Below are 18,855 nucleotides of genomic sequence, written 5' to 3' on the forward strand. Positions count from 1 at the left end.
GAAATATGGCGAACAGAGAAGGTAAATGCCCGAAATGCGGAGGTGCTCTGTGCATTCCGGAAGAGCTTGCAACATTTTCTTGTATGTACTGCGGCGCGGTGCTCAGCCAGGAAGAGCTGGTGGTTCCCCATGAGGGTGAGGAGAAGAACCAGGCGGCGGCGCTGGAAGAGGTGCTGCAAAAACTCTGGGAAAACGGAGATTCAAAAGCTGAGGAACTGACCGGCCGGATTCTGGAATTGGATGAATATAATATGAAAGCCAATCAGGTATATGCGCGGATGCATTTTCCTGATATTTTGTTCCGGTTTAAGAATGCGATGGAACATTTCAAGCGTTCGGAATACCCGGATTACTTTGACGCCTATAAGATAAAATGCCGTCCGGCAGTGGAAGCGGTGGACCGCTATGCGCTGGAGTCAGAAGATCATGGAGAGGAGTTTATGCGTCTTTTGGCCTCTGATCTTATGAAAGCCATTGATAAAGAGGTGGAGTCGGACCAGTCTCTGCGCTCCAAGAATGCTAGGGCATTGAAATGCGACCAGTATAAGATGATTCTGGCAGTCTATACGATTCCGATGATTCTGGAGCTTAAGCTTGGCGTCAGTGAAAGGCTGACGGATGTCATGGTGGAGGAATGGATGCGCCTGCATCCGAAGTCCATTCTGAGGAAGGGCACCTACGGTGATATGGTGACCGGTTTCCGAAAGGGCAAGATGTGCTTCATAACTACGGCAGTCTGCGAATCCTTCGGGAAGCCTGACGACTGTCAGGAGCTTCAGAGCCTTCGGAAATTCCGGGATACATACATGATGAAGAGTGAAGACGGCCGTGCCCTGGTAGAAGAATACTATGAGATTGCGCCCGCCATTGTCACCTGTATGGATATGGATGAGGAACGTGCCGGCGTCTATAGATCTGTCTGGAACACATATCTGGAGCCGTGTCTCCAGGATATTGCGGCCGGAAGGGCGGAAGCATGTGAAAAGCGCTATGTGGAAATGGTCAGAAGCTTGGAAGGGAGATATCTGGATTCACAGATATGGGAGGACCACAGGGGAAGCGACACGACAAGCTGAGGCATTTTCGGCTGTTTGTGCGGAAAAGTAGAAAAAAACTGGAGAATAGTTCATAGATATATCACAGGATAGATGGGAAAATAGAATAAAGAGCGGAAGCGATGGGAGATTCAGTGGAGACACAAAGCGGAAGCGGATATAAAAAGGATTTGAGAAAGAAGGCTCAGGTCCTTTTTCTCTATCAAGACCCGGAAGCTTACTGCGAAGAGGGAGGAGGTACAGATGAAAAAGGTATACATTCTGGCAACAGGAGGGACGATCTCTGCCGCGGGAGAAGAAGGAAAGACCTCCGGCTACCATGACGGGAAATTTGACGTCCATGAGCTTCTGGAGAGCATAAAAGGGGTGGGAGAAATCGCGGCTCTGGAGGGAGAACAGATATTAAACATCTCCAGTGATGATATCACATGCGGGGATTGGATCGCTCTTGCGAAGCGGATCAACCGGCTGGCGGAGGACCCTTCCATAGATGGGGTTGTCATCACACACGGAACCAATACCATGGAAGAAACGGCATATTTCCTGAACTTGACAGTCAAGACGAGAAAACCGGTGGTTCTGACCGGATCGATGCGCCCGGCCACGGCCAACAGCGCGGACGGTCCGCAGAATCTCTACGAGGCGGTTTCTCTGGCGGCCAGTAAAGAGGCGGAAGGAAAAGGAGTACTGGTGGTATTTGCCGACGGGATTTTCAGCGCTGACCGGGTACAGAAGGTCAACTGTTTCCGTCCGGCGGCATTTGACGGAAAGGACTTTGGATGTATCGGGTATATGCAGGATTCCGTTCCGCGCTTTTTACAGCTTCCGGCCAAAAAACATACGGTGGATACGGAATTTACCGTAGAAGGAGTTGACGTGCTTCCAAAGGTAGAAATTGCATATTTTTATGCCGACGCTGATCCTGATATCCTGGAATTTCTTTCGTCCCGGGCACAGGGGCTTATCCTGGCGGGAGCAGGAAGCGGGCTCATGAGCAAAAGCTGGAAGCAGGAGATCCGGAAGCTTTCGGAAAGAATCCCCATCGTGAGGACAACCCGGGTTGGAAACGGTATGGTCAGCTGGGATCACTGCGATGAAGAGCTGAAGACCATACCTGGCCAGACATTGATTCCCGTGAAAGCCAGAATCCTGCTGTCTCTGGCACTTTTGAGGACCAGCGGCAGAGATGAGCTGCAGAACATATTTCAATTATACTGAAGGGGTAAGATGATATGGAAAAAGAAAATAGAAAATTAGAATTTTACGGAGGGGAATGGGTTTCCCTGGCGCCGCTGCTCCTTTTCATCGTGCTGATCATTGTCACCACTTTTTTCTGGGGCTCTATATCCGACGGGGCTCTCTGGGTGCCGATTTTCCTGGGGCTGGTGATTCCGTTTTTCCTGGCAAAGGATAAAAAGCACTACAGCAATACGCTGATCATGGGAATGGCCAGTAAGGATACGGCTTTTCCCATTGCCACGTGGCTGTTTGCCGGCGTATTTTCCAGAATTCTGAGGATGTCCGGTTTTGCCACGGGTCTTGCGGGCCTGGCCGGATCCTTTGGCGTGGGCCCCGTGCTCTTTACGGTGATTTCCTTTTTGGCGGCTACTTTGTTTTCCACGGCTACCGGAACCGGATTCGGAACGATTGCAGCCTGTATGGGAGTATTGTATCCGGCCGGAGTGGAGCTGGGAGTGAATCCCGCCTTTTTGGCAGGGGCGATATTGGGAGGAGCAGCGTTCGGAGACAACCTGGCGCCGGTTTCCGATTCCACGATCGCCTCGGCAACTGCCATGGACGTGGATGTTCCCAAGTGTGTGAGAAGCCGTCTGAAGTATTCTCTGACGGCTGCTGCAATTACTCTGATCATCACGATCATCGTGGGAAATATACTGGGCCAGTCTGCCAACATAAAAGAAGCGGTCTCCTATGATCAAATGACTTTGATCATGATTGTTCCGGTGATCATTACGCTGATCATTGCCATAAAATCCGGCGACCTGATCATTGCCACGATCATTGGCTCCGTATTGTCGGGAGCGGCGGCTGTGATATTCGGACTGATGGATTTTGTTCAGATCGATGCGGTGAATCCAGTGAGAGAAGCCTTGTTTTCCGTCAGCGGTTCGGGGCTTGACCGTGCGGTCGGAGGCGCTGTGTTCACCGGTCTGTCCAGTATGACTCAGATGGTTGTCCTATGTCTGATGCTGTTCAGCGCGATTCATATCATGAAGTGCGGACATGGAGATATGAAGATTCTGAACGCTCTCAGCCATGTGACCAGGCGTGCGGTAGGCGCAGAGGTCGTGATCTCTTTCATGGTCATCGCATTGTCGTCGATCATGGGATTAAACGCCCCGGCTATCCTGACAGTCGGGCCGTCCTTCGCGAGGCCCCTTGCCGACAAGCACGGAATCAGCCGCTACCGGATGGCAAACCTGATGGACGCCCAGTCCTGTACATGGTGTTACAGCCTGCCGTGGACCTGCACTATGATGTATATTTTAAGCTTTACGGTGGATACGAGCGCTCCGCTGAGCGGGATACAGATCACGCCGTACTGTTTCTTCACATTTGTTATGACGGCGGTCATGTTTGTGTCCATCTTCCTGGGGATCGGCAGGAAAGATTTTATAAACGTACAGGGAGAAGCAGAATAGAACACAGAGCGTTATTCATAGATTCGGTCCTCATATTCGTTCAGGACCAGGGTGACGTTCATATTCCCATTTCTGCACCGGATGCTGTCTAAAAAAGCCTTTTGGCTGATGTTTTGTTTCATTTGAATGCGGTAGACCAGCTCGAATAAGGTTCCAAATTCTGTGGTGCGGATACGGCGTATTTTCCAGGAATCCGTATATTCCTTTAAAATCTTGTCAAAAAGCCCTTCGTAGTTCAGATCCTCGGGGATGGCGATTTTAAGCGTCATGGCCTCGCTTTTCGGAATCCCGAAATGAGATTTTTCGAGGATCACCATGGCCAGGCACAGGACGAAGGCGAACAGCAGAGAGTAAGTGAGAAACCCCATGCCGGAGGCCAGCCCTACGGCTACGGTAAAAAATACATAGGCGATGTCCTTCGGGTCGCCGGGAGCGCTCCGGAAACGCACCAGGGAAAAGGCGCCGGCCAGGGAAAAGGCCCTTGCCACGTTGCTGCCGACCAGCAGGATTATGGTAGCGATGATGGCGGGAAGCATGATCAGAGTGATCGCGAAGGACGGGACATATCCGCTTTCTTTATGGGTGAAGATATAAATACAGCTGATGAAGAATCCGGTCAGCAGGGCGCAGGCCAGGATGGCCGCCGTGGACGACAGAGTCAGACTGTCTCCGGCTACAGAAGAAAATATGTAATTCATAGGAACTCCTTTCCTTTGTTACATTTATGCGGTGATCGGCTGCCTTTTGTCTAAAAGAGATTGTTTGTACATGGCGCCATATTTGGAAAAGCTGGCGGAGCGAATATGAAGGGAAGAAAAAGCTTCCGCCAGCCAGAGGGGGGCAGTGCCGACTAGCTTGATTTCCATCAGGCAGGTACCGGGGGCAAGAAGTTCCCGGGGAATGTCGGAATCCGCTCTCAGGTCCAGAGAAAGGATATGGAAATCAAAGGTGATTCTAAGGTCCGGATCGGTTTTTCCAAAATAAGCGACCCTTTCATAAGAAATGGACGCCGCCGGCGACAGGGGATGACGTTCCATGAAGTATGAAATCTCATGAAGCACCTGCCCGTCCAGATATGCCGTGTCCTTGGGAGATTCATGATGACTCAGAAAGACGTCTGCTTCTGCCAGGGACAGGGATGCGCGCCGCTTTGTCACAACTCCGCCCACCTTTTTTTTCATTTCCAGAAATACAGGGGATTCCGGAGAATCAGGGAGTTCATAGCTTCTCAGCCTCAGCTTTTCTTTATAGTAGGGCTTTGTGAGAGAGGTCCTGATGAGCCGGTAATCGTCTGTGTCATAGTAAATATTATAGATGGAATAGGAGGAACCGTCCGGACAATACTGGTCGTATTCCATATAAGGTTCCATCCTCTTCGTAAGTTCCTCGTACTGGCGGTCCGTCAGGAGGGACTTTTTTTCCATTCGTTTGAACGTTTTAATACTCATGGATCTCATCCTTTCTGCAGCTTCCTTTTCTGGAGCCATTATAAAAAGGCAACCTTAAATTTGTCTGAAACCAGACCGGAATTTTACTCGGGGTTTCAGACTAATTAAAGTGTTTGCTTTTATTCTGATGGAAAGAGGAGTAAGAACTGTGGTATAAATAAAAGCGGAAGGTATGAAGAGCCGGTATAAGAAACGGGAGGAAGATATGCGGATTTTGATTGTGGAAGACGAGATCAGGCTGGCCGAAGCTCTGGGACAGATCATGTCAGAGCATAAATATACGGCGGACATGGTATATAATGGAGAGGACGGGCTGGACTATGCGATGAGCGGCATCTACGATGTGGTGATTCTGGATGTGATGCTGCCGAAGATGAATGGTTTTGACGTGGTGCGGGCCATGCGGAAGGAAAAGAATCAGACGCCTGTCCTGATGCTGACTGCCAGGTTTGAGACAAGCGACAAAGTAAAGGGGCTGGACTGCGGGGCAGATGACTATCTCACGAAGCCTTTTGAGACGGAGGAGCTCCTGGCCAGAGTCCGGGCCCTTTCCAGGAGGAAGGGGGAGGTTGTGGTGGAGTATCTTTCCTATGGGGATATATCGTTGAACCTGGATACTTATATGCTGGAATGTGGAGAAAAGAGCGTACATTTAGGGATGAAAGAATTTGAGGTGCTGAGGCTTCTTCTGTCCAATCCCAAATCTGTACTTCCAAAGGAAACCATCCTTTTGAAGATATGGGGGAGTGAGACGGACGCAGAAGACAATAATGTAGAAGTGTATATTTCTTTCTTGAGAAAAAAGTTCGCTTTCCTGGGCTCCAGGGCGAGTATCGGGACGGTACGCAAGATCGGATACCGAATGGAGGAACGCATGCCATGATAAAAAAGCTGAAGCGGAAATTCATACTGATCAATATGATATTGATCAGTATTGTGCTGGTCATTACCTTTGCGGTGGTGTGCGCTGTGACCTATAATCGTCTTTGCAGAGAGAGCTATGACGTCATGGAGCGCAGGGTGATGAGGGAGCTTCCCGGGCTTCCGGAAAACGCGGAAGACCGGTATGGAAAGAAAAGTATGCAGCCGGGGCCGGACCGGCCTTTTCTGATGACAGATGCAAAGGAAGGCGCGACCTTTGTGGTGAAGCTGGAACAGGATGGCTCAGTGAAAGAAGTAATCGGTGAAAATCTGGTGATCGAAGATGAAGTCCTGGAGGATATCGTGGCGCTTTGCCTTTCGCAGGACAAAGAGCGGGGAACTGTGAAGGGAATGGGGCTGCGCTATCTGAAATATTCGGATATAAACGGCACACAGATCGTCTTTATGGACAGGAGCGATGAGGTGTCTTCCATGAAGAGTCTTATTTTCATATCTTTACTGGTTGGAATAGGAAGCCTGGCCGTTTTTTTGGTCATCAGTGTTTGCCTGGCCGGCTGGGTAGTGGGGCCGGTCAAAGATTCCTGGGACCGGGAACGGCAGTTTGTGGCGGATGCTTCCCATGAACTTAAAACACCGCTGACAGTCATTTTGGCCAATACGGGGATCTTGCTGAGCCACAAAGAGGATTCCATAGCAGATCAGGTAAAATGGGTGGAGAATACCAGGACCGAAGCAGTCCGGATGAAGGATCTGGTCAATGATCTGCTGGAGCTGGCAAAGGCAGACGCGGGAACGGACAGACCGGTCCTTTCCAGATTAAATTTGAGTGATCTTGTATGGAGTGCCGCGCTGCCTTTTGAATCCGTGATGTTTGAACAGGGAAAAAAGCTTGATACAGCCGTTGAACCGGAGATTTATGTGTCAGGAGACGAAGGGCGGCTTAGACAGCTGCTGGCGATTCTGCTGGATAACGCCTGCAAGTATGCGGAGGAAAAGGGAGTGGTTACCTTATCTCTTTTGGGAAGCAAAGACAAAGGGAAGCTGTCAGTTCACAATACCGGCAGTTATATAGAAAAAGAACAGCTGCCCCATGTGTTTGAACGCTTTTACCGGGGGGAAAAATCCAGGTCGAGAGACGCCGGAGGATATGGGCTCGGTCTGTCCATAGCCAGCAATATCGCGGAGAGTCACGCTGGAAGGATATCGGTACAGAGCGGGAAGGAGGAAGGCACCACTTTTTTTGTCACGCTGCCCCGCCTTAAACCATGACTTAGGCCTTGCTTTTTCAGGAGTTTTTTGTTACAGTGTGTGTATGCAATTATTATTGGGCCCGGAGGCCTGCAATTTTTGAGAAAAGAGAGGACTATTAACTATGGCAAAAGAGTTTGAAGGCGGCTGTGCGGAGGATTGCGGTACCTGCGGCTGTGACTGCGGTCATGACCATATTCATGAGGGTGAGGATGGACAGATGACCGTCACCCTGACACTGGAAGACGATTCTCAGCTGGAATGTATCGTTTTGACGACCTTTGAGGCTGCCGGAAAGGATTACATCGCGCTGCTTCCTACGAATCCGCCGGAAGGAGAAGAGGGCGAAGTTTATTTATACCGTTTTGTAACGGGAGAAAATGGCGAGCCCGATCTTCAGAATATTGAGGATGATGAAGAGTACGAAGCGGTGGCTGAAGCATTTGATGAAATTCTGGATTCCGCTGAATTTGACGAGATGGATGAAGAAGAATGATCATTGTGCATTGCCCATAAATAAAACCGGCGGAATGTGTTCCGCCGGTTTTTTGGTCTCGATTTTTGCCTGATCAGACGTTGAAACGGAACAAGATCACGTCGCCGTCTTTTACCACGTATTCTTTCCCTTCCAGTCCCACAAGTCCCTTTTCTTTTGCAGCGGCGTAGCTTCCTGCGTCCAGAAGGTCCTGATAGTTGACGACCTCCGCACGTATGAAACCGCGCTCGAAATCCGTATGGATCTTTCCTGCGGCAGCAGGAGCCTTGGTCCCTTTCTTAATAGTCCAGGCTCTGGTCTCCTGTTCCCCGGCAGTCAGATAGCTGATCAGGCCGAGCAGCTTATAGCTGGCCTTTATGAGCTTGTCCAGACCGGACTCTTTTAAGCCTAAATCCTCCAGGAACATCTTCTTTTCATCGTCTTCCAGTTCGGCAATCTCCTGTTCTATCTGGGCGCAGATCACAAAAACCTCGCTGCCCTGTCCTGCGGCGAACTGGCGGACTTCTCTTACATAAGGATTGTTCTCACCGTCATCTGCCAGATCGTCCTCGGCTACATTTGCGGCAAAGATGACCGGTTTTGCGGTCAGAAGGTTCAGGGAGTGTAAAAAAGCCTCCTCATCCTCATCATCTGTTTCATAGGTGATGGCCAGATTTCCGTCTTCCAGGTAAGCTTTCATGGACTTAAGGGCGGTCAGCTCCTTTGCCAGGGTTTTGTCGTTAAACGCTCCCTTGGAAGTCTTGGCGATCCGGCGTTCCAGAATCTCCAGGTCAGAGAAGATGAGCTCCAGGTTTATGGTTTCAATGTCCCTGAGGGGATCTATGCTTCCGTCCACATGGACGATATTGTCGTTCTGAAAGCAGCGGACCACATGGACGATGGCATCCACCTCGCGGATGTTGGCTAAAAACTGGTTGCCAAGTCCCTCTCCTTTGGACGCGCCCTTTACCAGGCCGGCGATGTCCACAAACTCAATGACGGCGGGAGTTATCTTCCTGGAGGTGTACATATCGGCCAGAAGCCCGAGACGGAAGTCCGGAACGGCTACTACGCCGACATTGGGGTCTATGGTGCAGAACGGATAGTTGGCGGATTCGGCGCCTGCTTTCGTCAGTGAATTGAATAATGTGCTTTTCCCGACATTGGGCAAGCCTACGATACCTAATTTCATGGAAAACCTCCTAATAATACGGCAATTTTAACGTCAAACTCGTATAAGTGTATCACACTTTGAGAAAAAAGGAAAGCAGGTGGAGGCTGTCGAAAAAGGCAGAAAAAGGCGTCTTAATCCATTTGATTTTTGGCGAAAAAAAGATTAAAATGGCTAATAGAAGCGAAGGAGGCCAGGAATGAAATAGAGGAATCAGAGGGGTTATGGATTTAAAAGAAAAAATAGAGCGAATCAGAAGTGAGCTGGGGGAGGCTATTGAGCGGAAGGATGCGCCTGACAGAATTCTGCACCTGAGTAGGAAGCTTGATTTGCTTATCGAACGGTACCTGGAGTATTCTGCAAAAAAGTAATGTATTATGTGAAACATATACGAAAGAGGAAGAAGACTTGGAAACAAGTCTTTTTTTATTTCAATAGGAATATACGCCTGAAAAAAATCATAATCCCTCTTGCTATTTCCCCTTAAATGGCTTAAAATAATATCAAGTGGTTAAAAAGTGGGTTAAAATGGTGGAAAGTGGTAGATTTGTTTGGATTAGGTGGCACAGATGATGAATCAGTTTATGGGTGAATACAATCATACGATGGACGCAAAAGGGCGTCTGATCGTTCCCGCCAGGTTTCGAGAAGCCGGTGGGGACAAGTTCATCGTGACCAAAGGTCTGGATGGGTGCCTGTTTGTATTCACAGAAGAAAAATGGGATTCTGTTGTCTCCAGCATGGAAAATCTGCCGGTTACCCAGGGAAAAGCCAGAAAATTCGCCAGGTTCCTCATGGGCGGCGCCGGTGAGTGCGAGGTGGATAAGCAGGGGAGGATATTGATTCCCAATAACCTGAGAGCTTATGCACATCTGGAAAAGGATGTAGTCTTAGTGGGCGTTGGAAGCCGGGTAGAGATCTGGAACCGTGATACATGGGAAGAGGCCAACGTATACGATGAGATTGAGGAAATCGCGGAAGATTTGGAAGAACTGAGGTTTTAACCATGGGATTTGAACACAGATCAGTGTTGTTGGACGAAACGATAAAATATCTGAACATCAGGCCGGACGGAATCTATGTGGACGGCACACTGGGCGGAGGCGGACATGCCTTCGAGGTGTGCAGGAGGCTGGGACCTGCCGGCAGGTACATAGGAATCGATCAGGATGCGGCCGCCATAGAAGCGGCCTCAGAGCGGCTTAGGCCTTTTGAAGAACAAGTGACCATCGTACGGAACAATTACGAGAATATGGATGCGGTACTCAAAGAGCTGGGAACCGGATGTGTGGACGGGATTTTGCTGGATTTGGGGGTTTCTTCCTATCAGCTGGATACTCTGGAACGGGGATTTTCCTATAAAGAGGATACCGTGCTGGACATGCGGATGGACCAGCGTCAGGCGGTTACGGCAAAGGATATCGTGAACGATTACAGTGAATCCGATCTGTACCGGATTATCCGGGATTACGGAGAAGATAAATTCGCGCAGAATATTGCCAAGCATATCGTGGCGGCGAGGCAAAAAGAAGAAATCCGCACCACCGGACAGCTGGTGGAGATCATCAAAGCAGCGATACCGGCAAAGGTGAGAATGGCAGGCGGCCATCCGGCCAAGAAGACATTTCAGGCCATCCGGATCGAGCTCAATCATGAGCTGGATGTATTGAGCCGGTCCATCGACCGGATGATTTCACTTTTAAAGCCTGGCGGAAGATTTTGTATCATCACATTTCATTCCCTGGAAGACAGGATTGTAAAAAACGGATTTCGGAAAAATGAAAATCCTTGTACCTGTCCTCCGAATTTTCCCATATGTGTGTGTGGAAACAAAAGCAAAGGAAAAGTGATCACGAAGAAACCGGTTCTTCCCTGTGAGGAGGAGCTTTTAGATAACAGGCGGGCGAAAAGCGCCAAGCTTCGGGTTTTTGAGAGGGCATAGGTTCCATATGGAGCGGACATGCCCCGGGGAGGAATTAAAAAATGGCGGCAAATGGCAGACAGAAAAGGAAGAACGCGGACTCATACAGAGGACGCTTGGGCAGACAGTATGACAGAAAACCGTATTTGTATACGGAGATTGACGGAAATACAGCAAGACAGCTGGAGGAGCAGGAATTTTACGTTCCCGATGACAGACGGGCGGAGGAAGTCCGAAGATCCAGAAGAAACAGGGAGAAAGCGCTGCAGATGAGTCCTGCATATGTCATGTTTCTTACCATGGCTTGTGTGGCGGTACTTGCAGTTTGTGTGAATTATCTGAAAGTGCAGGCTTCCATCAGAACCAGGATCACCAATATCGAGGAGATGGAGGCGAACCTGGAGGAACTTAGGGATATTAATGAGGCCACACAGTCCAGGATAGCGGTAGCTTCCGATATCCATCAGATATATAAAACAGCTACGGAAGAACTGGGTATGGTATATCCGGATGACAGCCAGGTGATCTATTACGACAGAACAGAAAGTGAGTACGTACAGCAATATGAAGACATCCCCAGAGAATAGACGCGGCCGGTCGGGCCGTCCCAAAAGGACTCCTAAGGTTTTCCAAAAATATATGAAACAAAAGCTGGCGCTCACCTTTATCCTGGTGGCGCTGGTTTTATTTGGGCTGGCCATTGCCGTCGGCATTATCGGCAAACAGAAGGGCGGAGATTACGGCAGGACCGTTTTGGCACAGCAGACCTATACGGCGGATACGATTCCGTTCAAAAGAGGAGAGATCACGGACAGGAACGGTACGGTACTGGCCGCCAATGAGGCGGTATACAACTTGATCCTGGATCCCTCTGTGATCACGGCGGATGAGAACATTACCGGCCCTACCCTTGACGCCCTGGCAGAATGTTATGGGTATGACAGGGCAGAATTGGAAAAGCTGATAAATGAAAATCCCAATAAGCGGTATATCCGGTATGAGAAGCGGATGAGCGAGGAAAAACGGGACAAATTCCTTGCGAAGGAAACGGAGATCAATGAAAATCTAAAGATCAAGGATAAGATAGACGGTGTCTGGTTTGAAACGGAATACAAGCGGATCTATCCATATTCGTCTCTGGCCTGCGATCTGATCGGCTTCGCGTCAGAAGACGGTTCCCTTGGAAGCTATGGTATGGAACAGTATTATAATGATACGCTGGCGGGAGTACCCGGAAGGAGATATGGATCCATTAACGAGGACTCCGACGCGGAACAGGTGACGCGGGATGCGGTGGACGGCAATACGGTGGTGTCGACCATCGATGTGAATCTCCAGTCCATCGTAGAAAATCAGATCAAGCTGTTTAATGAAAAAATCGGTTCCAAAAATACGGCGGTGATCGTGATGAATCCCAATAACGGTGAGGTCCTGGCCATGGCTTCCTATCCGTATTTTGATCTGAACAATCCGTCTGATATGACCGTGAGCGGCTATTATACTCAGGAGCAGATCGACGCCATGAGTGAGGACGAGCGGACTGACGCCCAAAATGAGATATGGAAGAATTTCATCACTCAGACCACCTATGAGCCCGGCTCCACAGCGAAGCCATTGACGATCGCGGCGGGACTGGAAGAGGGCAGCCTGAAGACGACGGATACTTATATGTGTGACGGCGGGGAGGATATCGCCGGAGGCGGCAGGATCAACTGCCATAAATTATCCGGTCATGGTCAGCTCGACGTAAAAGGGGCTATTGTGGAATCCTGCAATGATGCGCTGATGCATATCGGATGGCAGATTGGGAAGGATACCTTCTGCAAATATCAGCCGATATTCGGACTGGGCGACCGGACAGGAATCGATCTTCCGGGAGAAGAATACGGTATTCTGAAAAACAAGGAAGACATGTCGGATATCGACTTGGCGACCAACTCTTTCGGTCAGAACTTCAACGTGACAGTGATTCAGATGGCCGCTGCATATTGTTCCGTGATCAATGGAGGGAGCTATTATACCCCTCATGTAGTCAGGGAGATACTGAGTCCGGAAGGCTCAGTCGTGGAAAGTAAAGAAAAGACGCTGGTCCGTGAGACGGTCAGCGAGAGCACTTCCGATTTTCTGAAGACAGCGATGCTGGCCATGGTGGATGAACAGACCACGTATTCTACGGTAGTGCCTGGATACGAAATAGGCGGAAAAACAGGTACGGCAGAAAAGCAGCCCCGTAGTGAAAAAAAGTATGCGGTTTCTTTCTGCAGCTTTGTTCCGGCCAGCAATCCGGAATATTTTATGATGGTGGTGATCGATGAGCCGAATGTGGAGAATCAGTCGGCGGGCGGTCATGCCACGACGCTGACTCATGATCTGTGGGTGGACATCCTCCCCTATCTGAATCTGTTCCCCACACGGAGCACAGGAGAGGAAGAAGAAACGACTACGGAATCCCCTCTTCAGGAGCCGAACGAAGCAGAAACACAAGGAGAGAATCCGGAAGGAGAGGCGCCCCAGGAGGAGCCGCGGGGAGACGAGAACGGATATGAGGCAGGAATGTTTCAGGGTGGAATCGAATAGGCTGTAATAAAAGCCTGGGAGGGAACCTCATGGTTCCAAACTATACCTTTCACCGCAGAAAAATCTTGATCATGTTTGTCACATGTTTGGCAGGTTTTGGAATATTAATGGGCAGGCTGGGATATCTGATGCTATTTCAGTCTGCTCATTATACGGCTTTGGCTCAGGAACTTCATGAACGGGAACGCTCCATCAAGGCGGCCAGAGGGCGGATCTATGATGCCAACGGCACCATCATCGCCGACAACAAGACCGTATGTACCGTATCGGTGATCCATAACCAGATAACAGACGCTGAGGAAGTGATAGCGGTACTTTCTGAAAAACTGGAGGTTTCCGCGGATACGGTGCGGGAAAAGGTGGAAAAATACAGTTCCAGGGAGATCATCAAATCCAATGTGGATAAATCCATTGGAGACGCCGTGCGGGCGTGCGATCTCGACGGGGTCAAGGTGGACGAGGATTACAAGCGTTATTATCCCTTTGGAAGCCTGGCTTCCAAGGTTCTTGGATTTACCGGGGGAGATAATCAGGGAATCATCGGGCTGGAGGTCATGTATGAGGATTATCTGAAGGGGGAAAATGGGACCATTCTGACACAGACCGATGCCAGAGGTGTGGAAATCGACACGGCAGCTGAAAACCGGATCGAGCCGGTAGACGGGTGCAGCCTTTACCTGAGCCTGGATGTGAATATTCAAAAATATGCGGAGCAGGCGGCGCTTAAGGTCATGGAACAAAAGAATGCAAAAAAAGTATCCATGATCATCATGAATCCACAAAACGGGGAGATCATGGCCATGGTCAATGTACCGGAATTTGACCTGAACGATCCGTTTACGCTGAATTATCAAATGGATGCGTCTGCCACTGACGAAGAATATCAGGATCTTCTCAATAAGATGTGGAGAAATTCCTGTATCAATGATACCTATGAACCCGGCTCCACATTTAAGATCATTACGGCCGCGGCGGGTCTCGAAGAAGGCGTAGTATCCCTCACCGATAATTTTTATTGCCCCGGATATAAAGTAGTGGAGGACAGAAGGATCCACTGCCATAAGGTTGCCGGGCACGGGGCTGAGAATTTCCTCCAGGGAGCGATGAATTCCTGCAATCCGGTCTTTATTGAAGTGGGGCTTAGGCTGGGAGTCACCAATACGTATAAGTATTTTAACCAGTTCGGCCTGCTGGGCAGGACGGGGATCGATCTGCCGGGAGAAGCCGGGACTATTATGCACAAGCAGGATAATATGGGAGAAGTGGAGCTGGCGACAGTTTCCTTCGGCCAGTCATTCCAGATTACACCGATGCAGCTTATCACTACGGCCAGCTCCATCATAAACGGCGGGACCAGGATAACCCCGCATTTCGGTGTGGAGGTTCAAAACAGCGAGGGAACCGTCATTGAGAAGCTGTCCTATGACACTACGGAACATATTGTGTCTGAGGAGACCAGTGAGACCATGCGCTATATTTTGGAGCAGGTAGTAGCAGAAGGCACCGGCCACAGAGCTTATCTGGAGGGATATAGGATCGGCGGAAAAACGGCGACTTCAGAGAAGCTTCCCAGGAGTGAGAACAAGTACATTTCCTCATTTATCGGTTTTGCTCCTGCGGATAATCCCCAGGTGATCGCTCTGATCACCATAGATGAACCAGAGGGAATCTATTACGGCGGAACCATCGCAGCGCCTGTGGTGGCCGATGTATTTGACAACATCCTGCCGTATCTTGGAATTGAGCGGGAAGCCGTAACCGAGGAAGAAACCGCAGAAAATTAGCGGCTATTAGAGGTTGATTCTTCATGGAAAAAGTCTTATACTGTAACAGTTGAGGATTTACCATACAACATGCAGACAAAGAATACAGGAGTGTCCATATGAAATATGCAGCAATTATTTCCGTATTGATTTCATTTGCCATCAGCGCGGTCCTGTGCCCAATTTTGATTCCTTTTCTGAGAAAGCTGAAATTCGGCCAGACTATCCGGGAGGAGGGACCAAAGGGCCACGCGAAAAAATCAGGCACGCCTACCATGGGCGGACTGGCGATCATCATCAGCATATCGGTCACCAGCCTGATTTTTGTAAAAGATTATCCAAAGATCATTCCGATCTTATTTACCACGGTAGGTTTTGGGATAGTGGGACTCCTGGATGATTTTATAAAAGTGGTCTTGAAGCGTTCTGAGGGCCTTAAACCGTATCAAAAGCTGGCCGGGCAGCTTTTAATCGCCGGTATACTGTGTTATTATCTTATGACCTCTGATGTGGTTTCCACGGCTATGATCATTCCTTTCACAGGAGGAAAGACCCTGGAGCTGGGCTGGTTTTTCGTTCCCGCATTTTTTATCATCGTTCTGGGCACAGACAACGGCGTGAACCTGACGGACGGGCTGGACGGACTCTGCACGAGCGTGACCATTCTGGTGGCAGTTTTCTTTACCATTGTGTCCATGGGGGAAAAGAGCGGGATTGATCCGATAACAGGGGCTGTGGTGGGCAGCCTTCTAGGTTTCCTTGTGTTTAACGCGTATCCGGCCAAGGTGTTCATGGGAGATACCGGTTCCCTGGCCCTCGGCGGGTTCGTAGCGTCTACTGCGTTCATGCTTCAAATGCCGATTTTTATCCTTTTGGTGGGATTCATATATTTTGTGGAAACGGTATCGGACATTCTGCAGGTGGCATATTTTAAAAAGACTCATGGCAAGAGACTGTTCCGAATGGCGCCCATCCACCATCATTTTGAATTGGGCGGATGGTCAGAGACGAGGATTGTGACGGTATTTTCCGCTGTGACTGCGATTCTTTGTCTGGTCGCTTATATGGCAATGTAGCGGAAAGGAAAAGAAATGGAAGATAAGACAGGATATAAAAAAATGCTTGTGGCCGGAGGAGGCATCAGCGGGATTGGAGCCGCCAAAATGCTTTTGAGGACAGGGAAGCCCATTCTATTGTACGATGGAAACGAGTCCCTTTCGAAGGATAAGCTGGCGGCAGAGTTTCCGAACGGGGAGATAGAGATCGTGCTCGGGGAGTTTCCCGATGAGATGGCAGAACGGGCGGAGGTATGCGTCATCAGTCCCGGTATTCCCATCAAGGCTCCTTTTGTGAAAAAGCTCCGCGATGCCGGCGTTCCCATATGGAGCGAGATCGAGGCGGCGTATCAAAACGCCAAAGGACGGCTGGCAGCCATTACGGGGACCAATGGAAAGACAACGACTACGGCTTTGGTGGGTGAGATCTTCAGCAGATATTATGCGAGCAGCTTCGTAGTGGGAAACATCGGCACGGCTTATACGGAAAAAGCCCTGGAGACTACGGAGGATTCTGTCACGGTGGCGGAGGTCAGCAGCTTTCAGCTGGAGACGATCATGGATTTTCGCCCCGATGTGAGCGCCATCCTGAACATCACCCCTGATCACCTGGACCGGCATGGGTCCATGGAAGAATATATACGGGTCAAGGAACTGGTGGCAAAGAACCAGGGACCTTCTGATACTTGCGTCCTGAACTATGAGGATGAGATCCTGAGAGAATTCGGCAGAAATATAAATGCCAAGACCATCTATTTCAGCAGCAGGAAACGGGTTCCGGGAGGAGTGTACCTGGAAGGGAATGAGATGATCAGTGAGCTGGACGGAGGGAAACGGGAGCTCGTGGTGCGGACAGAGGAGCTTCAAATCCTGGGTGTCCACAATTATGAGAATGCGATGGCGGCAACGGCCGTAGCGTTTGCGATGGGAGTTCCCATGGAGGTGATCCAGACAGCCCTTAAGGCGTTTCAGGCTGTGGAGCACCGGATAGAATTTGTAGTGGAAAAAGACGGAGTCGCATATTATAATGACTCCAAGGGTACCAACCCGGATGCGGCCATTCGGGGGATTCGTGCCATGGCGCGCCCCACGGTGCTGATCGCGGGAGGATACGACAAAGGCTCTGTTTATGGAGAATGGATACGGGCCTTTGACGGAAAGGTGAAGAAGATGGTCCTCCTGGGGCAGACTGCGGAGAAGATAGCCAAAGAAGCCAAAGCGTGCGGCTTTACGGATTTCTGTTTCGCGGATTCTATGGAGGAAGCGGTCAGGATTGCAAAAGAGACGGCAGTTCCCGGTGATGCGGTACTTTTATCGCCTGCCTGTGCCAGCTGGGGAATGTTCAAGAACTATGAAGAGCGGGGAAGAGTTTTTAAGGAACTGGTCAGACAGTAACGGGACATTATTTGGAGTTGGAGAATGCGGATGGGCAATAAAAGTGAAGAATCAAGGAAAAAACGGAATAAGCCTCAGCGATATTATGATTATGGCCTTTTGGCGGTCATTATCTTTTTATGCTGCTTTGGCCTTATCATGGTGTACAGCTCCAGCTCCTATGCGGCGCAGATCAAAACGGGGGATTCTCTGTTCTATCTGAAGAAGCAGGGGTTTGCTCTGATCCTCGGCATCATTTGTATGTTTCTGGTATCAAAGATTGATTACCATAAGTTCGCCAAGCTTGCGGTCCTGGCATACATATTGGCGTTCGTGCTCATGATTCTTGTAAATTTTACACCTTTGGGCATTGAATATAATGGCAAAAAAAGGTGGTTTGGTTTTGGCTCCACATCTCTGTTCCAGGCGGCGGAGGCGGTGAAGGTGGCTCTGATCCTTTCTCTGGCCAGTCTGGTCAACAAATTTTCTAAGAAGATTGATATGTGGAAGGTACAGCTTCTGATATTTGCCATTCAGGCGCCTCTTATTTATCTGGTGCTGGATAATAACCTGAGCAGCGGCATCATTCTCTTTGGCATTGTGTTCCTGGTCCTTTTCGTGGCCAGCAGAAAAAAGGCGAGGTTTATCATAGCGGTGGCGGCGGTGGCGGCGGCGGCGGTCTTTATCACCGTTTTTTCAGATAAGATCATCGAATTGCATATCCTGAAGGAATATCAGCTGGAACGTATCCTGGTATGGAAAAACCCCACGGCTTATGCGCTGGAGGGCGGCCACCAGGTGCTGCAGGGACTTTATGCTATCGGCTCCGGCGGGCTGTTCGGCAAAGGGCTTGGAGAGAGCATGCAGAAGCTGGGATTCGTGCCGGAGGCCCAGAATGACATGATATTTTCCATTATCTGTGAGGAACTGGGACTGTTTGGCGCAATCTGTGTCATCCTGCTTTTCCTGTTCATGATCTGGCGCTTTGTGGTCATTGCCAACAACGCTCCTGACCTGTTTGGCGCGATGCTGGTGGTGGGCATCATGTCGCATATAGCCCTGCAGGTGATTCTCAACATCGCCGTGGTCACCAATACCATTCCCAATACCGGTATTACTCTTCCATTTATCAGCTACGGGGGTACCTCCGTGGTATTCCTCATGATGGAAATGGGAGCCGCCTTGAGCGTATCCAACAGTATTAAGTACGAAAGATGACGAGGGCG

The 18,855-nt window shown here is 49.8% G+C and carries 18 protein-coding genes; 15 read left to right on the forward strand and 3 right to left on the reverse strand.

Going from position 1 to position 18,855, the window contains the following annotated elements:
- Positions 1-5: 5 nt before the first annotated feature.
- The 3 genes from H9Q78_RS14255 (at position 6) to H9Q78_RS14265 (ending at position 3,715) form a co-directional block, all read left to right on the forward strand.
- Positions 6-1,076 (forward strand): CFI-box-CTERM domain-containing protein, encoded by a 1,071-nt coding sequence (locus tag H9Q78_RS14255; RefSeq protein ID WP_249302668.1) that lies wholly within the window; start codon positions 6-8, stop codon positions 1,074-1,076.
- Positions 1,077-1,256: 180 nt separating this feature from the next.
- Positions 1,257-2,273, forward strand: a complete 1,017-nt coding sequence (locus H9Q78_RS14260) for an asparaginase (RefSeq protein WP_283245074.1) — start codon at positions 1,257-1,259, stop codon at positions 2,271-2,273.
- 14 nt (positions 2,274-2,287) lie between these two features.
- A complete protein-coding gene (locus H9Q78_RS14265) occupies positions 2,288-3,715 on the forward strand; it encodes a Na+/H+ antiporter NhaC family protein (protein ID WP_249302672.1) in 1,428 nt (475 codons plus the stop codon).
- Between the two features lie 11 nt (positions 3,716-3,726).
- Here the strand turns inward: H9Q78_RS14265 and H9Q78_RS14270 are convergent, their stop codons facing one another.
- Both H9Q78_RS14270 and H9Q78_RS14275 read right to left on the reverse strand, forming a co-directional pair.
- Positions 3,727-4,413, reverse strand: coding sequence for a DUF4956 domain-containing protein (locus tag H9Q78_RS14270; RefSeq protein ID WP_249302678.1), 687 nt, complete (start codon positions 4,411-4,413; stop codon positions 3,727-3,729).
- Between the two features lie 24 nt (positions 4,414-4,437).
- Positions 4,438-5,163 (reverse strand): polyphosphate polymerase domain-containing protein, encoded by a 726-nt coding sequence (locus tag H9Q78_RS14275; protein ID WP_249302680.1) that lies wholly within the window; start codon positions 5,161-5,163, stop codon positions 4,438-4,440.
- Positions 5,164-5,368: 205 nt separating this feature from the next.
- Here H9Q78_RS14275 and H9Q78_RS14280 point away from each other — a divergent pair, with 205 nt between their 5' ends.
- The 3 genes from H9Q78_RS14280 (at position 5,369) to H9Q78_RS14290 (ending at position 7,789) form a co-directional block, all read left to right on the forward strand.
- Positions 5,369-6,046, forward strand: coding sequence for a response regulator transcription factor (locus H9Q78_RS14280; protein WP_249302682.1), 678 nt, complete (start codon positions 5,369-5,371; stop codon positions 6,044-6,046).
- The gene (locus H9Q78_RS14285) at positions 6,043-7,314 is read left to right on the forward strand and encodes a sensor histidine kinase (protein WP_249302684.1); all 1,272 of its coding nucleotides are present in this window, start codon (positions 6,043-6,045) and stop codon (positions 7,312-7,314) included. Before H9Q78_RS14280 ends, H9Q78_RS14285 begins: the two co-directional genes overlap by 4 nt.
- A 199-nt stretch (positions 7,315-7,513) precedes the next feature.
- Positions 7,514-7,789, forward strand: coding sequence for a DUF1292 domain-containing protein (locus H9Q78_RS14290; RefSeq protein WP_231061855.1), 276 nt, complete (start codon positions 7,514-7,516; stop codon positions 7,787-7,789).
- 73 nt (positions 7,790-7,862) lie between these two features.
- Here the strand turns inward: H9Q78_RS14290 and ychF are convergent, their stop codons facing one another.
- Positions 7,863-8,960 (reverse strand): redox-regulated ATPase YchF, encoded by a 1,098-nt coding sequence (gene ychF / locus H9Q78_RS14295; protein WP_249302691.1) that lies wholly within the window; start codon positions 8,958-8,960, stop codon positions 7,863-7,865.
- Between the two features lie 203 nt (positions 8,961-9,163).
- Here ychF and H9Q78_RS14300 point away from each other — a divergent pair, with 203 nt between their 5' ends.
- The 9 genes from H9Q78_RS14300 to H9Q78_RS14340 all read left to right on the forward strand — a co-directional run bounded on the left by H9Q78_RS14300 (position 9,164) and on the right by H9Q78_RS14340 (position 18,847).
- Positions 9,164-9,310 carry a Spo0E family sporulation regulatory protein-aspartic acid phosphatase gene (locus H9Q78_RS14300; protein WP_249302692.1) on the forward strand — a complete coding sequence of 49 codons (147 nt, stop codon included), beginning with the start codon at positions 9,164-9,166 and terminating at the stop codon, positions 9,308-9,310.
- Between the two features lie 201 nt (positions 9,311-9,511).
- Positions 9,512-9,943 carry a division/cell wall cluster transcriptional repressor MraZ gene (gene mraZ / locus H9Q78_RS14305; protein WP_334298682.1) on the forward strand — a complete coding sequence of 144 codons (432 nt, stop codon included), beginning with the start codon at positions 9,512-9,514 and terminating at the stop codon, positions 9,941-9,943.
- A 2-nt stretch (positions 9,944-9,945) separates the two neighbouring features.
- Complete coding sequence (rsmH, locus tag H9Q78_RS14310) at positions 9,946-10,881, forward strand: 16S rRNA (cytosine(1402)-N(4))-methyltransferase RsmH (protein WP_249302694.1); 936 nt, start codon at positions 9,946-9,948, stop codon at positions 10,879-10,881.
- A 41-nt stretch (positions 10,882-10,922) separates the two neighbouring features.
- Positions 10,923-11,447, forward strand: a complete 525-nt coding sequence (locus tag H9Q78_RS14315; RefSeq protein WP_249302696.1) for an FtsB/FtsL family cell division protein — start codon at positions 10,923-10,925, stop codon at positions 11,445-11,447.
- A 52-nt stretch (positions 11,448-11,499) separates the two neighbouring features.
- Entirely contained in the window at positions 11,500-13,437 is a 1,938-nt protein-coding gene (locus H9Q78_RS14320; protein ID WP_249302698.1) for a peptidoglycan D,D-transpeptidase FtsI family protein, read from the forward strand.
- Between the two features lie 29 nt (positions 13,438-13,466).
- Positions 13,467-15,221, forward strand: a complete 1,755-nt coding sequence (locus H9Q78_RS14325; RefSeq protein WP_249302699.1) for a peptidoglycan D,D-transpeptidase FtsI family protein — start codon at positions 13,467-13,469, stop codon at positions 15,219-15,221.
- Positions 15,222-15,319: 98 nt separating this feature from the next.
- Positions 15,320-16,276, forward strand: a complete 957-nt coding sequence (gene mraY / locus H9Q78_RS14330; RefSeq protein WP_249302701.1) for a phospho-N-acetylmuramoyl-pentapeptide-transferase — start codon at positions 15,320-15,322, stop codon at positions 16,274-16,276.
- A gap of 15 nt (positions 16,277-16,291) precedes the next feature.
- Positions 16,292-17,650, forward strand: coding sequence for a UDP-N-acetylmuramoyl-L-alanine--D-glutamate ligase (gene murD / locus H9Q78_RS14335; RefSeq protein ID WP_249302708.1), 1,359 nt, complete (start codon positions 16,292-16,294; stop codon positions 17,648-17,650).
- A 24-nt stretch (positions 17,651-17,674) separates the two neighbouring features.
- On the forward strand, positions 17,675-18,847 hold the full coding sequence (locus H9Q78_RS14340) for an FtsW/RodA/SpoVE family cell cycle protein (protein WP_408635182.1): 1,173 nt from the start codon (positions 17,675-17,677) through the stop codon (positions 18,845-18,847).
- Positions 18,848-18,855: the final 8 nt, after the last annotated feature.

This window comes from Qiania dongpingensis, assembly GCF_014337195.1.
Taxonomy (GTDB): domain Bacteria; phylum Bacillota; class Clostridia; order Lachnospirales; family Lachnospiraceae; genus Lientehia; species Lientehia dongpingensis.